This is a genomic window from Candidatus Kryptonium sp. (assembly GCA_025060635.1).
Lineage (GTDB): Bacteria > Bacteroidota > Ignavibacteria > Kryptoniales > Kryptoniaceae > Kryptonium.
Genome location: JANXBN010000002.1, coordinates 56440 through 78015 on the forward strand (window position 1 = coordinate 56440; position 21576 = coordinate 78015).

A 21576-nucleotide genomic window follows, 5' to 3' on the forward strand; every position below is an offset into this window, starting at 1 on the left:
ATCAATGTTTGGAATTGGTGTCTATTCTTCCGATTAAATCATACTCAAAAAAATCGTAAATTTCAACATCGTAAAATTTACCAATTTCCAAATTTTCATCTTCAACCAAAACTTCAAGATCAATTTCAGGTGCATCCCATTGGGTTCTACCGACATAGTAACCTTTTTCCTTTCGGTCTATCAAAACCTTTAATTTCCTGCCGATCATGGACTCGTTTCTTTTAAGTATTATGTTGCGTTGTGCATTCATAATTAAAGCCATTCTTTTCTCTTTTTCTTCGGTTGGTATTGGGTCGCCAAGGTCATAAGCTGTTGTTCCTTCCTCTTGTGAGTATGTAAATACACCGAGACGATCAAATTTGAATTCATTTACAAAGTTGAGCAGTTCTTCAAACTCCTTCTCACTCTCGCCAGGGTAGCCAACGATTAAGCTGGTCCTTATGGCGACTTCTGGGATCTTTTCCCTTATTTTTTCTAGAAGTTCAATTGTTCTTTTCTTTGTGATCCCGCGTCTCATTGACTTTAAAATTTTGTCGGAGATATGTTGAATCGGGATGTCAATATACTTACAAATTTTTTCGTTCTTCGCAATTACATCAATTACTTCTTCAGGAAATTTTGCGGGGAATGTGTACATCAGGCGTATCCATTCAATTCCGTTAATTTCTGAAAGTCGTTGTAAAAGCTCGGCAAGTTTTCTTTCGCCGTAAATGTCAAGTCCATAGTAAGTGGTATCTTGTGCGACGATGATTAATTCTTTAACGCCTTTCCAAGCTAGTTTTTGCGCTTCTTTTATTATCTCTTCAATTGGACGACTTATGTATTTACCACGAATCAAAGGGATTGCACAAAAGGAACAAGGGTTATCACAACCTTCTGAAATTTTAATATATGCATAATGTCCAGTGGTGATTTCTCTTTCTCCGAGAAGTTCACGATTATAGTCAACATTTAATTCTTTTAAAATCTCGTTAAATTTTTCAACACCAAAAAACTTATCAACTTCGGGTATTTCCTTTTCAAGCTCATCTTTATATCTTTCAACTAAGCAACCCATCACATAAACATTTTCAAGTTTTCCTTTCTCCTTAAGTGAAACTACTTCAAAAATTTTATCTATTGATTCTTGTTTGGCTGAGTCAATAAAACCACAGGTGTTTATGATCACGATCTCGGCTTTCTCTGGCTTTTCAACGATTTTAAAATCGTTCTTTAGCTTGCTTATCAAAACTTCGGAATCAACCAAGTTTTTGGGGCAACCAAGCGTTAGAATGTGTATTTTCTTCGTTTTATTTCTCATGCGTTTTTAAATTTATTTGAAGATCACAAAGTAAATATAAACGAATGGGGCAACATAAATCAAACTATCAAATCTGTCAAAAATGCCACCATGTCCGGGGATGATGTTTGAAGAATCTTTAACTCCGACATCTCTTTTTATTAAAGATTCTACGAGATCGCCAAGTTGTCCGAGAACCCCAATTATTATCGCTATCACAATGGCATCTATTTCAGTCAAAAAATCCACGATGAAATACTTTGTGATAAAAGAAGATAAAAAGGCAAAAACTAAACCTCCGAGAAATCCTTCAACTGTTTTTTTAGGGCTGACTCTTTCATAAAGTTTTCTTTTGCCGAGCGATCCACCGATGAAATATGCTGCTGTATCGCAAATCCAGATAATTGCAAAGATTGAGAGCACGAAGACGCCAGATTTGAAATAGTCAAGATTTTTCATCTCTCTAAGTCCAATGAGCGTTGCCAATGACAAGCTAATATAAAAAATTGGAAACAAGGTCGTTGCGAAGTTTGATATTGCGGACCAATTTGGAAATTGTGGTTTCCTAAACAATTCAACAAGCCCGGTTAATAAAACTGTTGTGATCAAAATTACTAAAAGATATTGAAGGTTTCCAATGTAAAAAGTCAAATCAATCAACAGGGTAGAAAGCGCACCGATTAAAAAAATAGGCGCAGTATTTTTTCGCTTGACAAGGTTGTAATACTCATATGTTGCTAAAACTGATATAATTAAAACAAAGGCAAGAAAGAGAAGTTTACCATATATCGTTATAAAAAATATCAACGGAATGCCAATAAAAGCAACGGCAAGGCGAGTTTTTAAGCTGCTCAATTTTTCATTCTATTTTTTTATTCATAAAAGTTTTCATCTTGGTACCGAAGATCTTCAATTATCCTTAAAGCGATCTCTTTTTTGCTTTTTGGAACGAGCACCTTAACGATTCCAAATCCGATCGTCGTATAGTAAGCATGATCTTTTGTTGAGAACACGACGCATGGAATTCCAGCGCTTTCAATGTTTGCTTTTAACATTTCAGCTTCATATTCATATTGAGTGGTATAAACAACAACCCAATCTTCGTCATATTGGCGGTGGTTTCCTTCTTTACAATAAATTTTCCCATCAACTTCAACGGAACATTCTTTGCATACAGGTTTACCACAAACAACACAGATTCCAACGGCAGGTTTATCAAAATGTTCGTCGCACTCAATTTCATCCTCGGGTTCAAAAATTCGCGTGATGAAAATTTTGCCACATTCTGGGCAATAGGGAAGCCCAGGTTCTATTTCAGAACCGCAATAGATACAGATTTCTGGTTTTTCTTCAATTAAATTTATATCGCAATCTGGACAAGTAGTTACTCCATCAGGGTATGTGAATCCGCAAAGTGGACATTTCGGCATTTTAATTCTCGGATTTAATTTTGTTTAAATATATGACTTCAAAAGCATAAATTGAGCCGATGAAAATTGCTATTGAGAAAAACCCTATCATAGGCAAAAGCGAAGTTTGAGAAGAGATAATTCCTTCCTTTCCGAAGGCATAGTAAAAATAAGCGGCGCTGAAGTTATTAACAAAGTGAGCGATTATTGAAAGATATATACTGCCAGATTTGTAAACTAAATATCCGAAGTAAACTCCAAGCGCTATAAGCGGTATAAAGCTAAAAGGGTTTATGTGATACATTGCAAAGATCACTCCTGTTATAACAAAGCCAAGTTTGTAATTACTTGCTTTTGATATATTGTGTTGCACAAGCCCTCTGAAGAGAAGTTCTTCGCACACAGCGGGGGTAAATGCGACGACAAGAACGACAAATGCAAACTCAACCAATGATCTTGCTGATATTAAAATTGAATAGGTTTGTTCCATCATCTTGCGCAATGTTTCAAAAATGGGGGAAAGTTCCTCAATCGGTAGCAAAATATCTTGAATGTAGAGATAAATTTGGGCTATGTTTTGAAGCGATAAAGTTCCAACTATTGTGAGGATTATCTCGGGTAAAGTTGGAGCTTTAAGCTTGAAAATTTCTTTATATTCAGTTTCTTGCCATCGTGCGAAAATCAAGGTTGGGACAAAAATAAACATAAATTGCGAAAACATGGTTATCAATCTAAAGCCTTGGACATTTTCTTCGTCAAGTTCTCCAAATAAGAGGAGTGCAAGGCCAGCACCAAAAAATTGATAAAGGACAAATACAGTTCCAAGCGCAATCAATGTCATCGTGATTGGAGATGACTTAAGCGAGCTTTTGGGTTGAATTTTTTCTTGTTCAAAGTTTTCGTCCATGATTTATCTTAGATTTTACTTTTTATCATTGCAACAAAAAGAGGGATCATAATCTCATGATGTCCTGTTATCGTAAAACCTTGTCCGCCACCTTGGGTTGGACGCTGAACGACATTAACCGTTGGTCTGTAATGTCTTAGCATATCAAAGTTTGCAGTTGTGAAACCAAAGGCATTGTATCCAAGATTGCGGACAACTGTGAGAGCCTTCAGGAAAACCTCTGGCATTATAACTGCTGAACCGATGTTTACGACAACGCTTTCGGAATCAAGGTTTTTCAAAACATTGCATAAAATCTTGAAATCGCGGAAACTCATCTCGCCAGTGACTGCACCATTCATCGTCGGTTGTTGATGAACGATATCTGTCCCGATAGCTGCGTGAACCGTAACAGGTATATTCATGTTGTATAGTGAAGCAAGCACGCTGTAATCTTTATTTGGTGCATTAATATCATTTAGCTCTTTCCCGAGCGCTTCACCATAGCCAAGATCAGAGGTTTTGTAATAATGTTCAAGTGTGAGATTTATAAAATCACCTGTTTCTTTCGCCATTCCAAATGTTCCATCCATAATGTTTTCCGCTACATCCTCAGAGGTTTGTCCAAAAAGAGCTGTTTCAATATCGTGTATAGCAGTTGCGCTATTCATAGCGAGAGCTTTTAAAACTCCCAACCTCCCAAGCTCAATCAAAAGCGGGGCAAGCCCAACTTTTATAACATGAGCTCCTATTAGGAAAACGACAAGTTTATTTTTCCTATATGCGTTTACAATCTTATCAACAAGAATTTTTAAATCTTTTGCTACAAGTATTTCTGGGAGCGAGTCAACAAAATCAACGAAGCTTTGTGTTTTCGGATCAAATACTTTTGCGAACTCTGCTGTGTTAACTTTGCTCTTTCTATTTTTGATTGAGATCGTCTTGACCTTTGAAAGGTCAATTTTTTCATATTTTGATTTCATCAGTCTATTTTAGCACCTATCTTTTCAACACCTTCAAATGCTCTCAATTCTCCGTCTATATCTCCGATGGGTATTTCGGCGGTCATTTTTACTGGAATTTTTTTATCATCGTTCGTTATCCATAGCAAAAATCTACCTTTGGCTTTGAAAAGTCCTCCTTCTACTATAAGAGGTTCTACTACGACACACTTGAAAGTACCAGCTTTAACTTTTACAGTTTGCTCGCCAAGATATTTTATCTCAAGAGGATATGTTTTGTTTCTGTAGAAATTTTCAAGTTTCATTCTGTCGCCGGGCTTTTTATCAGAATAATCTTGTGTTCTTGCGTAGTAAAAAGCAGAGAAAACATCTTGTGCATATCGTGGGATCGGGAAAACTCCTTCAGATGTTCTCGCAATCAAGTTGACATGATCAAATTCAGCGTAAAAATCTCGTTTGTATCCTCCTTCCCTTATGCGTTGCTCAAATCTCCAAGGGAAAATTCCATCAACATCAATTAAGCTCTCGTACTTATCTTCAACTTTATAAAACACTGAAAAGAAAGGTAATGACCAAACTCTGAAGACAGCACGATAACATTTACGGCCATTATAATCAACTATCTCTGGGATGGAGATCTCGGCTTCGCCAACTTTGATAAACTTATATTTAACATCGTAAAGAAGTCGCTCTCCAACTTTGAAAGCGTTGTGTTCAATTTTCCTAATGTTAAGTTCAGGTGGCTTTTCAGTGATGTTCTGTTTAAGAGCTCCGAAAATAAACAGAGCAAAGATCAAAAAAACTTTCTTAAACATCAACCTTCATTTTTTCTTTTATTGCTTTTACAACATCATCTATTTTTATCATATCCATGCAGTCAAAGAAGGGACATTTCTTCCCGATGCATTTTTTGCACTCAAAAGGGACATTTGGTTTGAAAATAAGTTTATCTTCCGTGTAGGGACCCCATCTCCTTGGGCTCATTACTTTTACAGGTGCATAAAATCCAACGACGGGTGTTCCGAGAGCACTCGCTATGTGGATCGGTCCAGTTGAATTTGAGATAAAAAGCGAAGCATTTTTTATAAGTGCCGAAAGCTCCTTTAAATTCAATAGACCAGCAAAGTTGAAAACATTTTTTAAACCATCACCGACAAAATTTGCAAGTTCTTTTTCGGATTCACTTCCAGTTAAAATAATTTTAAATCCTTCATCAACAAGTTTCTGGGTAAGTTCTCTAAATTTTTCTGGCTTTAAATCACGCGCTGATCCTTTGCTTCCGGGGTGAATCACGATGTAGTTTTCATCGGTTATGTTTCTTGCAGTTAAAAGTTTCTTTACATTTTCAAATGCTTGATCAGGGATATAAATGTCAAATTTGATCTCTTTGATGCTTACGCCGATTGCCTTGATTAAGTTTAGATTATATTCAACCTCGTGCTTTTCTGCATATTTTCTATGTTCAAAAACCTTTTTGTTAAAAAGAAAGGAAAATGCTCTATAACCAGTCCCAACTCTCACCGGGACGCGAGCAAGCCATAATGCTAGGGCAATTTTAAAAACTGGGAAAACAACTATCGCGAGATCAAAATTTTTTTGCTTTATCCTTTTCGCAAGTTTAAAAACACTCTCGCTGTTATCATAAATCATTATCTCATCTATTGCTCTATGTCCTTCTAAAAGTTCAGAAGTATATTTGCTTGCAAGGAATGTTATTCGCGCATTGAAAAATTCTTTTAATGCGTTCACAACCGGCAATGTTAATATGACATCTCCAATTTTGTCAGTTCGGCAAACAAGTATGTTAGTTGCGTTTGATTTTCGCAATTCTAATGTTTACAGATTTTTTTCGCTTGATAAAATATAAGTTAAGCGTTATTAAAAAACAATTCTGTTTTTAACTTGTTGAGTGAATACAGGCAAGCAGTGAATGTAGAATGGGGCTATTTTGATGTTTACGTTGGTTTCTGAAATGATCGTTTGATATTTTCACGCTGGTTCGGCGTGATTTTATCTTGATTTTGTTTTTTGAAATTAATATCTTAACTGTTGGATAAAAATTGTTAAAAATTGTGGAGGTGAGATGCACAAAAGGTTTTTACTGCTTATTATTTTTCTTTATGGTTGTGCTGTAAAAGAAGCAACAATTAAAGAAATCCGCACCTCAAACCCATCAGATACATCCAGTGTTTGTGCACTTGTTGACTCAACCTTCACAGTTAGCCCTGATACTTTCGGTAATTTATCTCACGGACAAAAGGAACTTTTAAAGAACGATGTTTTGATTTATGATTCCCTGACGACTGCTAAGTTACTAAGCGAGATAAAAAGGGATTATGAACTTGCCCTTAGGTATATACAACAGGGGGATACGATATCTGCGCTTGATATAATACATTTAGCTGTGGAGAAACTTGATGAGGTTTCAAGGACGAGCGAAATTGAACTTAACAAAGACTTTGAAAACATAAGTGCGAATGTCCTCCTTCTTTATCAAAAGTATGTTTCAAAATTTGATTCACTTTTTCAAGAAACTTCTCTACAGGAGTATATCTCAAACATTCAAGACAAACTCAATCAAATAGCTGAAGCCGTTGACACAGCAAAAGTTAAAATTGATATTGAGGAACGCCCAACTCTTAAAACCACGGTTCCGCTTGTGATAAATGAGTATGTTCAAGGCTACCTTAATTATTTTCAGAACGAGGGACGGTATTACATGGAATTGTGGTTAAATCGCTTGGGGAAATACATGCAAATGTTTAGGCGAATTTTTGCAGAACATGGTTTACCTGAGGAGTTGATTTATCTTTGCATGATAGAAAGTGGGGTAAGTCCATTTGCTGTTTCAAGGGCAAGAGCAGTTGGAATATGGCAGTTCATAAGGGGCACAGGTAAACTATATGGACTTGAAGCAAACTGGTGGTATGACGAGAGAAGACATCCAGAAAAGTCAACGCGTGCAGCAGCGCAACATTTGAAAGATTTATACGATTTATTTGGTGATTGGCACCTTGCAATAGCTGCTTACAACTCCGGTGCTGGAAGGGTTCAACGAGCGATAAGAAGGGCTGGAGTATCTGATTTTTGGAAAATAAGAAGATATTTACCAAGGGAAACAAGAAATTATGTGCCTCAATATATAGCAGCAACTTTAATAGCTCTTGAGCCTCAAAAGTATGGATTTCAGCCGCCTGAACCACTTGATGAAAGAATTGAATATGATGAGGTTGTCGTTGATGCAAGCGTTAGTTTGAAAAAAATTGCGGAATGCGCTGAAACCGATTTAGGAACATTATTGGAGATGAATCCTGAACTTATTCGCGGATACACTCCGCCACATAAATATACGCTTAGAATTCCCAAAGGAAAAAAAGAAATTTTTATTGCAAACTATCAAGCCCTACCTGATGATGAAAAGAGAAATTTTATAGTTCATACTGTAAAAAGGGGTGAAACGCTAAATAAGATCGCAAGAAAATATGGGGTTCCGTTGGAGATTCTCTATAGTTTCAATCCGAAAATAAAACCGAGATCCTTGAAGGTTGGACAAGTTTTATTGATTCCGGATATTTCAAATTATCGTTCTAATTACGCTGAAACTTCAAAGAGAAAAAATATCAGCGTTAGCAATAGAAATGACTTTGTTAGGGCACAAAGTAATGGTAAAATTGTTCATCGGGTAAAGAGAGGCGATACTTTATATTCAATCGCCGAAAAATACAATGTCAGTGTCGGTGAGATCAAACGATGGAATCGTTTGAGGGGAAATTTGATAAAAGAAGGACAAAGAATAATCATTTACACAAATTCTTCGGCATCTGGGGGAAGCGATTGATTTTTTGAATTTTTGTGGATAAATTTTTTTAGGTTGAAATACTTCCTTGACTGACCTGCTGAAAAGATAATAAATTTAAAATGGAGGTTTCATCATGGCGATATGTGAGAAGTTGAAAAGTTATCTTGATTCAAATGGGGTGAAGTATATTACCATTATTCATTCAACAGCGTTCACTTCGCAGGAGGTTGCAGCGAGTGTTCATATCAAAGGTAAGGAGTTTGCAAAGTGTGTGATTGTTAAATCAAATGGGAAATTTTTCATGCTTGTTGTTCCGGCTGATCATAAGGTAAATTTTGAGAAAGCGAAGAAAGTTTTAAATGTTGAGCAATTAGTTTTAGCAAGCGAGGAAGAGTTTAAGCAGATTTTTCCGGATTGTGAAACTGGGGCGATGCCACCATTTGGAAATTTATACAATATACCAGTTTATGTTGATGAAAAATTTAAGGCGAATGATGAGATAAGTTTTAATGGAGGAACACACAATGATGTTGTGAAGATGAAGATGGCTGACTATATTCGGCTTGTTGATCCTGTATTTTGCGATATAAGTGAGCATTTGTAAAGTAAAGCGGAGGGGGTGGGATTCGAACCCACGATCCCGCTTTAGCGGGATAGCGGTTTTCGAGACCGCCCCGATCATCCACTCCGGCACCCCTCCTGATTGCGTTTCAAATTTAAAAAAATAAAGCCAAAGATACAATCTAACTCCATTCAAAACCTTATCACTTGAAGATTTTATGTTCTTCGCAATCAAACTCATCAAACTTGTTTCATTTTTTGCTTTAGATTAAATTAACGGCGAAATTGTGAAATAAAATCTTTTCCAGACTTTAAAGATGAGTGATAAAATTGTCATTAAAGGTGCTCGTGTTCACAATTTGAAAAATATAGATATTGAACTTCCCAAGAATCAGCTTATTGTCTTTACAGGCGTAAGTGGTTCTGGTAAATCATCCCTTGCTTTTGATACTATATATGCCGAAGGTCAAAGAAGATATGTTGAGAGTTTGTCTTTCTACGCAAGACAGTTCCTTGAGAGAATGAGCAAGCCAGATGTTGATTTAATTGAGGGAATTGCACCGGCGATCGCAATTGATCAAAAGTCAACGGTACGAAATCCACGCTCAACAGTTGCAACAATGACAGAGATATACGATTATCTTCGCCTTTTGTTTGCAAGGATAGGGAAGACATACTGCTCAAGATGTGGAAATCTTGTTCAGAAGGATACTCCAACTTTTGTTGTGGATAAAATAAAGCATCTTCCGGAAGGAAGCAAAATTTATGTTCTCTTTCCTTTGCAGATGCACAAAGGACATACGATTGAAGAGGAATTTGAAGCCCTTAAAGAGAAAGGTTTCTATAGGATTTTAGTTCGGGATGAACTTATTGATTTAAACAAGTTGAGCGATTATAAAAAACTTAAAAAAGAGGAAATTTATGTCCTCGTTGATCGGCTTACTGTTCGCTCTGATATGGATGAGACGAGGTTGTTTGATTCAATTGAAATGGGCTTTAATGAAGGACATGGTTATCTTGTTGTAAAAGTTCTTGATACCAACGAGATTTTCAAATTTAGTGCTCATTTTGAATGTGCTTATTGCAATGTAGAGTATGAGGAACCTGAACCAAGATTATTTTCCTTCAATAATCCGTATGGTGCATGTCCTCAGTGTCAAGGTTTTGGTAGAACAAGCGGGATTGATTGGGACGCGCTTGTTCCAGATAAAACGAAGAGCATAAAAGAAGGAGCGATTTACCCATGGAAAAGCGAAAAATTTTCATGGTTTCAAAAGGATTTATTGCGTATTGCTAAAAAAGTTGGAATTCCTGTTGATGTTCCGTTTAAAGATTTAAAATCAGAGCACATTGAAATTATAAAAAATGGCTACGATGGATTTGAAGGTGTAATCGGATTTTTCAGGTTGCTTGAGGAAAATTCATATAAAGTTCATTACAGAGTGATGCTTTCAAGATATAGAATCTATATCACCTGTGATTTATGTGGTGGTTCAAGGTTAAGGAAAGAGGCGTTAAATGTTAAAGTTGCAGGAAAGACAATTTTTGATGTTGTAAAAATGTCAATTGAAGAAGCATTTCTTTTCTTTCACGATCTTAAGTTAACAGAATATGAAGAGGCGGTCTCGGCAAGTATACTTTCGGAAATTAGAAAAAGGTTAAAGTATCTTAACGAGGTTGGACTTGGATATTTGACGCTTGATAGATTATCAGGTACTCTTTCGGGCGGGGAAGCACAGAGGATAAATCTCGCAACAGCGCTTGGCTCTTCTCTCGTTGGAACTCTTTACATTCTTGACGAACCAAGCATTGGGCTACATCCGCGCGATACCCATCGCCTTATAAAAATTTTACATTCACTCAAGGAAAATGGCAACACGGTCATAGTAGTTGAACATGATAAGGAAGTTATTGAATCCGCTGATCATATAGTTGATCTTGGACCTGGAGCTGGTGAAAACGGAGGTAGAATTGTCTTCCAAGGGAAATATGAAGATTTATTGAAAGATGAGAATTCCTTAACAGGGAGATATTTAAGTGGGCGTTTGCAAATACCTGTTCCCAAAGAGAGAAGAAAACCAAAACCAGGAAATTCAATAATAATTCGTGGTGCGAAAGAGCATAATTTGAAAAATATAGATGTGGAATTTCCTTTGAATGTGTTTGTTTGTGTCACAGGAGTAAGTGGCTCTGGCAAAAGCACACTTGTTCACGATATACTTTACGCATCGCTTAAAAAGATGAAAGATGGTAGTTATGAAGGTAAAGTTGGCAAATTTGATAAAATTGAAGGTTATGAATTGGTTGACGCTGTTGAAATGGTTGATCAATCACCAATTGGTAAAACGCCTCGTTCAAATCCAGTTACTTATGTTAAAGCATTTGATGGAATAAGAGAAATTTTTGCATCAACTTATCTTGCTAAGGTCAGGGGATATACTCCAAAGCATTTTTCATTTAATGTTTCGGGAGGAAGATGTGAAACATGTGAAGGGGAAGGATATGTCAAAGTTGAAATGCAATTTCTTGCAGACATTTATTTACCTTGTGAATCTTGCAATGGGAAGAGGTATAAACCTGAAATACTTGAGGTTGAATATAGGGGAAAGAATATAAGCGATGTCTTAGATATGACCGTAAAAGAAGCAATTGAGTTCTTCCGCGGGCATAAAAAAGTTGTTGAAAAGTTAAAAGTTCTTGAATCTGTTGGGCTTGGGTATATAAAGCTTGGCCAGCCGGCAAATACCCTATCTGGTGGGGAAGCTCAACGAGTGAAACTTTCCGCACATCTTCTCGTATCTGAGACAAGCCCACACACATTATTTATCTTTGACGAACCAACCACAGGGCTTCATTTTGATGACATAGCTAAGCTTCTGAAATCTTTCAATTCACTTCTTGATGCTGGACATTCAATCATTGTGATTGAACATAATATGGATGTGATAAAATGTGCTGATTGGATAATTGACCTCGGGCCTGAAGCTGGTGACAGGGGTGGATATGTTGTTGCTGTTGGCACGCCAGAGGAGATCGCACAAAATCCAAATTCGTATACGGGACAATTCTTGAGAAAATATCTTTAAAGTTGATATCAAAAATCTTGCCACACGATTATTCGTTTTGTGATTTTTGTCAATGAAACAAAGATGGAACATAAGTTATATTATTGTTGGAAAATTAAATTGATCATTTTGAAGCGAGGACCTCTGGGGGGAGGTTCTGCTTCGTCTTTTTTAAGGGTCTGGGTAAAGCTCCCGAGAGGGACTGAGCCCAGACCTTTCTATATGTAGACGGGTTTGATTTCGTATGGAATTGGATCCTCAATCCCAGCAAGTTGAAAACCACGAAGTCGCAGTGCACAACTATCACAAACACCACAGGCAACATCCTCTCTTTGATAGCAACTCCAAGTCAAATGTAATGGGGCATTAAGCTCAACCCCTTTTTTGACTATATCAACTTTTTTCATATCTATTACTGGCGTAACTATTTCAATTGGTTTTCCTTCTGCGCCAGCTTTCGTTCCCAATCTTATTACTTCGTTAAATGCTTTGTAAAATTCTTTCCGACAATCTGGATAGCCAGAAGAATCTTCTTCAACTGCGCCTATGAAAATTTTCGTAGCATTTATCACTTCAGCCCACGAAACCGCAATTGAAAGAATGTTTGCGTTTCTAAACGGGACATAACTTGAGGGAATAGTAGTTCGCTTTAAATCGGCTTTTTCAACGGGTATATTCTCGTCGGTTAGGCTTGAGCCACCAATTAATTTTAAATGTTCAACATTTATAACTAATCGTTTCTTTACATTGTAGTAATCGGCTATATCATGAAAGGCTTTTAGTTCTCTTTTTTCGGTTCTTTGCCCATAGTTTAGGTGCAAGAAGGCAAGTTCATAACCAAGCGAGTGTGCAATTGCAGCTGTAACGCACGAGTCAAGTCCACCGCTTACGAGAACAACCGCGATTTCCCTTTCAGACATATCTTTGAAAAAAATTAGTTTTTAAATTTTTTCAACCTTGATCATATTCGTTGAGCCTCTTTGGAATAGCGGAATGCCAGCTGTCATAATTATAAGATCACCGCTGTTCAAAATTTTACTTTCTCTCAATTGAATTTTTGCGTTTTCTATCGTCTTATCCGTTTCTGAAATTTCTTTGAGTTTAATTCCAACTACGCCCCAAATTAAGTTTAATCGCTTGACGACTTCGTCGCTATCTGTAAGGGCAATTATTGGAACTGATGGTCTGTATTTTGAGATAGCTTTAGCAGTTGCACCTGTATGTGTTATAGTAACGATTGCTTTTGCGTTTAACTGTTGAGCAAGTAGGCAAGCAGCTCTTCCTATTGCATCAACCTCGTCTTTTAGCTTAAGGTTTAAATCAAAAATTGGTTCATAAAATTTATATTGTGTTTCGGTCGTTCTTATTATTCTGTCCATAACTTTAACGGCGTCAATTGGAAATTCGCCAATTGATGTTTCGCTACTTAACATCACTGCGTCTGTTCCATCAAGGACGGCATTTGCAACATCTGTTGCTTCAGCACGCGTTGGCCTTGGGTTTGAAACCATTGACTCTAACATTTGCGTTGCAGTGATAACTGGTTTTCCAGCTTTGTTTGCCTTCTTTATCAGCATTTTTTGTAAAATAGGGACATCTTCGGTTGGAAGTTCAACTCCAAGATCACCTCTTGCGACCATTATCGCATCTGCAAGTTCAATTATATCATCTATTGCCTTAACTGCTTCAACTTTCTCAATTTTTGCAATAATTGGAACAATTCTTCCGAAACTTTCCATTTTGTGTAAAAGTTCAATTATATCTTCCTTCTTCCTGACAAATGACATCGCAACATAGTCAACACCGTTTTCAAGTCCAAACTTTAAATCTTCAATATCTTTCTCGGTAAGTGACGGGATACGAACATCAACACCAGGTAAGTTAACACCTTTATGTGATCTTAAAATTCCCCCGTCTACGACTTCACATTTGACCTTTCTCGTTTCAATCGCAACGACTTTAAGTTCAATCAATCCATCATCAAGCAAGATCGTGTCGCCAGGTTTAAGATCATCAGCGAGGTATTCATATTGGATTGGAATTATTTCACCATCTCCTTCAATCGGTTCAGAGGAAAGATATACAAATTTTCCTGATTTAAGTTCTATTGGTTCAGCTTTCAATTTTCCAGTTCTTATCTTTGGTCCTTGAAGGTCTTGAATTAGCGGGATCGGTTTTCCGGTTATCGTGGAAGCTTCTCTGAGTAATTTTATAAATTTCAAGTGTTCTTCATAATCGCCGTGGGAAAAATTTAATCTTGCTGCATCCATCCCAGCGTTTATGAGCTCAACGATTTTTTCAATCGTGTTTACCGCAGGACCAAGCGTGCAAATTATCTTCGTTCTTCTGATATTTTCAAAATTCAAAAATTTTTCCATTGCTTGAGAAAATTTGTTTTTGATTATGCCCCAATTGAAATGTTAAGATCAATTCCAACTTCGTTTATAGTTGAGCCTGGTATAAATGTGCTTCTTGAATCTGATTTTGATTTCGTCATCCGATAGAACAATGAACCTGTGACGCGAGTGCTTAACATATAGCGGAATCTTAACTCCATCGTTGTCCTCAAGATCCCATCCAATGGCAACGCTTCAGAAAGATTTCGCGCTTGATATGTCTTTCTTGAGTTTTTGGATGATGAATAAGTAAATGTTATATCAACATCGTTTTTGAGCGAAAGTCCAAAAATCGGTAAATTGAAACCACGCTTTGAATAATTAAAGTTGATAGCGATTTCTCTCCTAAATGTCTCAACGATCGCTTTCGCAGAAAAGTTGAGGTCATAATTAGTTGATGTGATGTATCTGAAACCGCCCGTTAGATTTCCCCGCCATAGTGGCTTAAAGGTAATGTTAAGTCCGATGAGTGGATTGAAATCATATCCAGCCCTTTCACCTTCAAATGTTTGCCCCTGTCCGATGAAACTCCTCCATCTTTTTTCAAAGTTAGAAGTATACGCATGTTCAAGGGAAACGCGCGTCGCAAATGATTGAAAGAGCGATAATCTTTCAAGTCCGTCCCATCTTAACCTCCAGTTGACTCGTGGGAAAAATCCGCCGAAAAGTTTGCTCAAAAGTGGCAATGTTTCAAAACCTTCTTCAAAAGCTTGTGCGAGCTTTTCGTCATCGCTTCGTTTATCTTTTGGATCAAGTTTGAGTTCGGAGTATTTTGATGCAACGGATTTCATCCCACTTTTGAAAACACTAAATATGAAAACTGGTGGTAGTGTGAAGAACGAGCGACTAATTGATGCAAAACTCGCAAATGAAGCAACCTTTGGAACCCCAAGTGAATCGGTTATAATTCTTTGATTTCTTTGATAATTCCATCCAATGTTCCAGCTTAGATCAAGATAAGCACCTTGCCAGAGGGAACGGGATGTGGTTATTGAAATTCTATTGTTTTGTGTGTAATTATCATCAAGATTTCCGTTCGGAGCTCTTAATCCTGGGGTTTGCTCAAATCCAAAAAATGGAAATCCTTTTTTCGGTGCAAGTTGAATTTTCCCGTTTGGATCGGAAACAAGCCCAAGTTGGTAAAGAAGAGATGGACCGTATTCAATTTTATCACTCATAAGCGGAAGCCATGACCATAGATTCCCCATTCCAGGTCTTTCGCCGTAAAGCCCTGTGTTTATTGATGTGTTTGATTGGGTAAATGTTATTTGAACATTTTCATAATCAAGAAATGGCTTTTTTATCAATGTTTTTAAAACATCTTTCAATGACAAAGTTGAAGGTTTTTGCGATGTATCTTTTTGAGTTTCAACAGCACGACCCCGACCACGACCAATGTTCGTTTCCTCTCCAAACCACGAGTCAACAAGAGATTTTAATCTGAATGATAATCCAAAATTTAAATTCGTTGAATATCCTGCGCTTCTACCAAGATCCCTCTGTTGGAAATTATTTTGCCATCTATACGCGGATGAATAGCTAAAATTTAAGTTGAGATATTTGTTTATGCCAAGTATAGGTGGAATTCGTGGATTTGTCCCTATGCTTATTTGTTGCGATAGTGTTGATGTTCTGCCAAAATTAATGAGTCCATCTTTGAAGAAAATATCGTCAAGGATTTCGGAAGTGCTTCTTTGTCTGCCAAGCGAATCAGTTTCAAGGTGAACTAAACTGCTTCCGATGTCAACTTGATATCTCAATGATGGATTTATTAAACCATTGTTTGAAAATCTCCAATCAAAAGAGAAACCTCTTTGTGCGTTAAAAACTCGTGTTGTCGGTTCAAATGTCGCTTTCGTCCTGAATTTTCTATTGTCATGTCCTCTGTCAAATCGCATCGTTCCTGAAAAGTTGGATGGTGTAAGCTGAATTTCCCAATCTTTATATGCGTCAAGTAATGGAACTCCAGCGAAAAGCGATTTAAAAGGTTTAAGAATTACTGGTCTTATGCTTGTTGAATAATTCGCTTGAAAGTTGAAATTCCATCTTTTGTTTATTTCGGTGTTTATGTCTCTAAAGCTTGAGCGATTGAAGTTAAAGCCCATGTCTATTTTGTTTATTATGTCCCTGACATACCATTTTTGCGAGTTTATTTCAAAGTTAAGTGAAGGGATAGCCCAAGTTTCTGAGACATTTATTTGTTGAATGACAGATAGCAAACTATCAGCTTTTCTATCCGCTTCTTCCTTTGTTCCGCCGTTTTCAATGACCATTTGCCTCAAACGATTTGCAGCTTCTACCGCAAGTATATCTTTGCCAGGGATATATTTCGGAATTCCGATGTTTTCAGCTCTTGAATATGTAAATGGGATTCTGATAGATGAGCTCAACGATGTTGGGAGAATTTTTTCAAGATTAAGAGTTGTCGCTATTGACCAATTTGTTGATAAAACACGAGCGAAGGAATTAACAAATTTATCGGATAATCCTCTAAACTCGGGACTTCTTCTTGCAATTCCAAAATTGAGGCTCATAAGTTCAGGGACATTAAGTTGTGCGGATAAGTTATATGCCCAGCCAAGTGCGTCGTTTGCTTTCAGAAGGCGAAGTTCATTTACCCAAACATCGCCAGAAAGCAAGATTGGTCCTTTGCTTTTAGGATTTGTAACGCCAATTGCAATGAATGTGACATTTGTTAAAGATGGATTTCCCTTAAGCCAATAAGTCGCTCCTGGAGGTCCATCTGGCACGGGGGTTCTTTTTACTGGTTGATTTACCGAGTCACGAGCTTGTTTTAAAGCAGTAAGATGATCAAAAACAATTTGAATATTATTCCTTGTATCCCAATCTGGCCATATCGGCTGACGATATTCATAATAATTTGAAGTGTCTGTTCCAATCCATACAAAAACTTCAGCTGAATAATCAGTCGTATCTCTAAAGTAGAAGTTTCTGTCTCCATGAACGAAGAGTCGCATAATTTTATAGTTGAAAAGATCAAGTCGTTGTGGAAATCTTCTCATTGCGAAGCGAAGGGTATCATCTGGTAAGTTGCGGATTATAAAGGCAAGTGATTGTTCATTTCCTTCAATTTGTTGATCTGGTCTTGTTCTATCTCTTGGTCTTTGTACGCCCGGAGGTGGAGTATAACCTGGATTATCTTCAACGCTTACGACGGTAACTTTGAAAATTTCATCGTTTTTGACAAGCTCTTCCCAATAATTTCCAACAAGATTAAATTCGGCAATTCTAATCATTGAGGTATTATCAAAGCCAGTAAACCAGACTCTTACAAACTCAATAAGTGTGAAGCTTGGATTTCCAACTATGCGAGTGTAAGATGAAAGTGGAATTTTGAGCTGATACCATCCATTTGAGCCACCACCAGCTATGTATGGATTATTTACGGTGTCAAGAGGAATTTCATATTCAAAATAGTTATTTACAAGGTCAAGTATGTGATTTCGGTTAAGGTCTTCTTGGTTTGGTTCTGGATAAAAGTTTCTATTTCCTTCAGTTCCATTTCTCATTAGAAAATTTGAATAGTCAAAATTGTCTTGGCTTGGGTCATCCCCGAGGTATGGGTATCTTGCTTTTTCTTCCTGATCTGTCATTCCATCAAGTCCAACATCTTCTTCGGGTTCAAGCCGGTAGTTGCCGTTTTTATCCTCTGTGTCAAGTTTTCTGTTTGGTATAACTTCTTCAGAGATTTGTCCGAGGTTTATTAACATTTTTGCGTTTGGTCCGGGATTTCCTATGATTTTGAACCAAATCTCAATGAATGTTATGTTCTCTGTTGTTAGGTCTGTGGAGAAGTATGGAAGAACTCGCATCATTCCTGCCCAATTTTGGCGAGGGAAATTCTTGATTGAGTCCCATCTATTGGTATAATTGTATTGACCGCGACGATCGGGGAAAAATTGAATGTCAAGTGGAGTTATAAATTGTTCCTCTTGTGCGACTCTTTTTTGTGGCCATACTTCGGTTATTCTAACGGATTGAGGTATATTAAACCAAGCAAGGTATGCTTTTCTTTGAACTTTTACCGAATCTGAGATCGCTTCTTTTCTGTTTTCTCCAAGCAAAGGCATAAGAGCAGGGGGGCTTGAGAAATGCCAATGGCTTGAAATTAAACTAAATGAAATAAGTCTTTTTGAGCCCTCAAAATCGTCAATATATACAATGCTTTCTTTATTATCACCAGCTATTGTGCTTTTTCTCGTATTAGGATCAGCAATTATAAAAGCTGATTCACCGCGAAGTGAGAACAATGCATCTTGCTTCGCTTGGTAGCCTGGAAGTATGTTGAACATCTCGGAAAGTTTAAACGAATTAAATCTCGTTGAGAAGTCAACACCAAGCATTGTATTACTTATTGGCTCCTCACCTAATCTAACTTTATCGCTTAGGCTTTGTTGCGCATAGTTCATAAGTGTGAAGCCAAATTTCGTGTTCTCGCTTATATCAATATCTCCGCGAGCCCCAAGCATTGTCTTTGATGCGAAGGAGAAGAGATCGTTCGTTTCGTATTTTATTCTTAAGTTCGCCCCCGGGAGCAAAGCCTCACGATTTGTAATTGTCAACTGTCCAAGTATATAATCAACTCTGTAATCAACGCCTTCGGTGAGCCGTCTATCGTTTAAGTAAACTTGCACGCTTCCTTCCGCTACATTAAAACCAAGGTTATAAGTTGCTTGGATATCGCTTGTTAATTTTGCTGAAATTACGAACTTTGAAGATTTGGCTGTGTTGTTTTTCGCTGCGACTTGGTTTGTGTCGTAAATATCATCATAGGCGATTGAGTTTATAAATTCATCGCTTTTGTCGGGGAAGATCTTTTTAAGTGTTTCTTTACTGAATGGCTTAAGATATGGGAATATGATCTCACCTCTTGTTGGATTAATGGTTTGATCTGAGAAGTCAAATTTGTTGTCCGAGCCAGTGGAGCCATCTTCAGTATATTTGTCAAAGCCAAAAGCTTTGAGAAGATTTACTCCTTCAATGTCCTCTCTTTCTTCTTGGTCGGGGCTTGGTTTATAAAGAAGTTTAAGCTCAAATCCTTCTTTTTTTATGTTTCTTGCTCCACCAAGAGGATAGATGTTTCTTAATTGCAAAGCCCATGCTTTTTTAAACGATGGTTGAGGTGATCTTGGTCTTACAAGTTTTAGGATAAGTGTCGCTGCAGTGTCAGTCAGAGAGTTGACAAAATCTCCATAAACTGTATCATCGCTTGCAAGTTGTGTTGGACCTTCAATTCTGTATGCAATTGCGAGCGCCTGATTATCTTGAATTTCCATGTTAAGCGAGATAACTCCAATGTCTGCGTTAATTGTGTAATCCTTACCTTGTTCAAGTTTTCTAAAGAGCCCAACTTCTATTCTACCTGGATCGCTTTGAAGAACTTGCGTCCTTAAGCTATCGTAGTATGCTCTGTTTGTTATGGGTGGGAGATTTATGTCAGCAACGACAAAACGCGTTAGCCCAGGTTCTGGTCTTTCAAGTTGGGAGATCCACACTTCTATATCTTTGACCTGCAGTTCTGGAGCAACTCTTAAAGGCGGGCTGTTTTGATAGTATGGTTCATATGTCCGTATGTATTTTTCGTCAATAAAATAGTGCTTTTGTGAATATTGGTAGAGGAAAACTTTGGTTTCTTGAGTTTGAGCTCCGCCAGTTAAAACTCTCTCTTGAGATTCACCTTTTTTCTGGCTTGCTATTGTTGTGAGCTTAAGGGGACCAATTTGCAAGTTTGATTTTATGCCGAAAAGCGCTTGGCTGCTTCCGATTAACGCTGATGGAGTTTGAAGAGAAACATTCCCAGCTTCAATGCTTTGTATCACTTCATCGTCATAACCTTTATATCTTATTTTAAGTTGATTTTCAAACTCAAATTGTCTTTGCGTGTTCCAATCGGCTGTTATGTTGAGTTTATCTCCGATTGTTCCGCCAACATTTATCTGGACTTGTTGATTAAAATCTGGCTCATTTCTAACGCTACCAAGTCGTGAGACGATAAGTTGTTCTGTTTTCTCGTTTCGCCAAGCTCCTGTTATATCTACTGCGCCTGAGATATGAAGATTTATGATTGGGGGACCAAATATGCTTAAAATTGGATTTGCTGGAACTGGTATTTGGATATTTGTTATGCTACCGAAGAGTCGTTCAATATCGTCTTTTTCTTCTTTTCTTTCGTATCTTTGTGCAATTTCAGTCCAAGATTTCCTTCTATTTTCTTCAAGGCGATGCTGGATATATTTCTCAAGTGGGATAACAAGTGGGAATGTGCGTTCTGTGCCAGCGATTTTTTCAACTACTTTGACAAACCTGCCTGTTGAATCAATTGAAACCTCACGAGTAACCAAGTTTGAAGGCGCAAAAAGCAATGGATGGGGTTTAGAAGAAGTTAGTTGGATATAAGATTTAAGTTTAAATTTTTTGTTGAAAATTTTTAAGCGGGCTGTAGAATCAATCTCGGTTGAATCAACGCTGATTAAAGTAGTATCAGATGGGAATAATTTATCCTGTGCGATATGGTTAAAGTTTTGCTTGGGATTCTCTGCAAGCAATAAAAGGTGCAAAGACATAAATAAAATTACATAAACTCTTGAAATCATACGACAATTTGCCTGCGATTATGTTTAACAGCGTAGCAATCAGCTATGTTCAACCTTTTAAGTTTGTTTTCAACTACTTAAAGATAAAATTTTAAAACTTCAATTTCAACTTTTGGATGAATCGCCGTAATAGTAAACAAAGCCGAAAAATTTTTCCTACCACCTGTTTAAGTTATTTTCCAACTTGTGTCTACTCAAAATTGAGTCTCCAAACTATTGGAATTGAGAAGATTTTTCATTAAGTTTTTAGCAAAAGAACTTATTGGATTGTGTCTTATGAAAAGGGTTATTTGGTGTATTGGATGTCTTTTATTTATAACAACTTTATTCACGCAATATATGGGACAACACTTATATTCCGATGAGGTTCGTTTCTGAGACTTTACAACGCTGGGTGAAATAAGATTCAAAGAACGTAGTTCCAGATATTTTCCAAAAAAGCCGTTTTATATCAGATTTAACAGGGCAAATGAATTTGAAGGTTGGCGAAGAATGGGATTCAATGCAATGTAGCGGGATTAAATTATGTAAATTTTGATGCCGATAATTTATCAAGCGGAGTTTATTTTTATTGTTTAATAACACCTAAGAAAGTGTTTGCAGGT

General features: G+C 37.2%; 13 protein-coding genes and 1 tRNA gene. 3 read left to right on the forward strand and 11 right to left on the reverse strand.

Going from position 1 to position 21576, the window contains the following annotated elements; translation table 11 throughout:
- Position 1: 1 nt before the first annotated feature.
- Genes rimO through NZ923_04680 form a run of 7 tightly spaced genes read right to left on the reverse strand, consistent with a single transcriptional unit; the run spans position 2 to position 6363 of the window.
- Positions 2 to 1300, reverse strand: coding sequence for a 30S ribosomal protein S12 methylthiotransferase RimO (gene rimO, locus NZ923_04650; protein ID MCS7229311.1), 1299 nt, complete (start codon positions 1298 to 1300; stop codon positions 2 to 4).
- A gap of 12 nt (positions 1301 to 1312) precedes the next feature.
- Positions 1313 to 2134, reverse strand: coding sequence for a phosphatidate cytidylyltransferase (locus NZ923_04655; protein MCS7229312.1), 822 nt, complete (start codon positions 2132 to 2134; stop codon positions 1313 to 1315).
- 17 nt (positions 2135 to 2151) lie between these two features.
- Positions 2152 to 2709: a DUF2007 domain-containing protein gene (locus NZ923_04660; protein MCS7229313.1), complete on the reverse strand. Its 558-nt coding sequence runs from the start codon at positions 2707 to 2709 to the stop codon at positions 2152 to 2154.
- Position 2710: 1 nt separating this feature from the next.
- Positions 2711 to 3595, reverse strand: coding sequence for a CPBP family intramembrane metalloprotease (locus NZ923_04665; protein MCS7229314.1), 885 nt, complete (start codon positions 3593 to 3595; stop codon positions 2711 to 2713).
- Between the two features lie 8 nt (positions 3596 to 3603).
- A complete protein-coding gene (locus NZ923_04670; GenBank protein MCS7229315.1) occupies positions 3604 to 4557 on the reverse strand; it encodes a hypothetical protein in 954 nt (317 codons plus the stop codon).
- Positions 4557 to 5351 carry a DUF3108 domain-containing protein gene (locus NZ923_04675; protein MCS7229316.1) on the reverse strand — a complete coding sequence of 265 codons (795 nt, stop codon included), beginning with the start codon at positions 5349 to 5351 and terminating at the stop codon, positions 4557 to 4559. Before NZ923_04675 ends, NZ923_04670 begins: the two co-directional genes overlap by 1 nt.
- Positions 5344 to 6363: a glycosyltransferase family 9 protein gene (locus NZ923_04680; protein ID MCS7229317.1), complete on the reverse strand. Its 1020-nt coding sequence runs from the start codon at positions 6361 to 6363 to the stop codon at positions 5344 to 5346. Before NZ923_04680 ends, NZ923_04675 begins: the two co-directional genes overlap by 8 nt.
- A gap of 256 nt (positions 6364 to 6619) precedes the next feature.
- Here NZ923_04680 and NZ923_04685 point away from each other — a divergent pair, with 256 nt between their 5' ends.
- Entirely contained in the window at positions 6620 to 8374 is a 1755-nt protein-coding gene (locus NZ923_04685) for a LysM peptidoglycan-binding domain-containing protein (GenBank protein MCS7229318.1), read from the forward strand.
- A 94-nt stretch (positions 8375 to 8468) separates the two neighbouring features.
- A complete protein-coding gene (locus tag NZ923_04690; GenBank protein MCS7229319.1) occupies positions 8469 to 8939 on the forward strand; it encodes a YbaK/EbsC family protein in 471 nt (156 codons plus the stop codon).
- A gap of 7 nt (positions 8940 to 8946) precedes the next feature.
- On the opposite strand, the gene NZ923_04695 is transcribed toward NZ923_04690, so the two are convergent.
- Positions 8947 to 9035: transfer RNA gene (locus NZ923_04695), tRNA-Ser, on the reverse strand.
- Between the two features lie 178 nt (positions 9036 to 9213).
- On the opposite strand from NZ923_04695, the gene uvrA reads away from it, so the two are divergent.
- Positions 9214 to 11982, forward strand: coding sequence for an excinuclease ABC subunit UvrA (gene uvrA / locus NZ923_04700; GenBank protein MCS7229320.1), 2769 nt, complete (start codon positions 9214 to 9216; stop codon positions 11980 to 11982).
- Positions 11983 to 12179: 197 nt separating this feature from the next.
- On the opposite strand, the gene queC is transcribed toward uvrA, so the two are convergent.
- Genes queC through sprA form a run of 3 tightly spaced genes read right to left on the reverse strand, consistent with a single transcriptional unit; the run spans position 12180 to position 20971 of the window.
- Positions 12180 to 12881 carry a 7-cyano-7-deazaguanine synthase QueC gene (gene queC / locus NZ923_04705; protein ID MCS7229321.1) on the reverse strand — a complete coding sequence of 234 codons (702 nt, stop codon included), beginning with the start codon at positions 12879 to 12881 and terminating at the stop codon, positions 12180 to 12182.
- A gap of 21 nt (positions 12882 to 12902) precedes the next feature.
- The gene (gene pyk, locus NZ923_04710; GenBank protein MCS7229322.1) at positions 12903 to 14339 is read right to left on the reverse strand and encodes a pyruvate kinase; all 1437 of its coding nucleotides are present in this window, start codon (positions 14337 to 14339) and stop codon (positions 12903 to 12905) included.
- A gap of 23 nt (positions 14340 to 14362) precedes the next feature.
- On the reverse strand, positions 14363 to 20971 hold the full coding sequence (gene sprA / locus NZ923_04715; protein ID MCS7229323.1) for a cell surface protein SprA: 6609 nt from the start codon (positions 20969 to 20971) through the stop codon (positions 14363 to 14365).
- Positions 20972 to 21576: the final 605 nt, after the last annotated feature.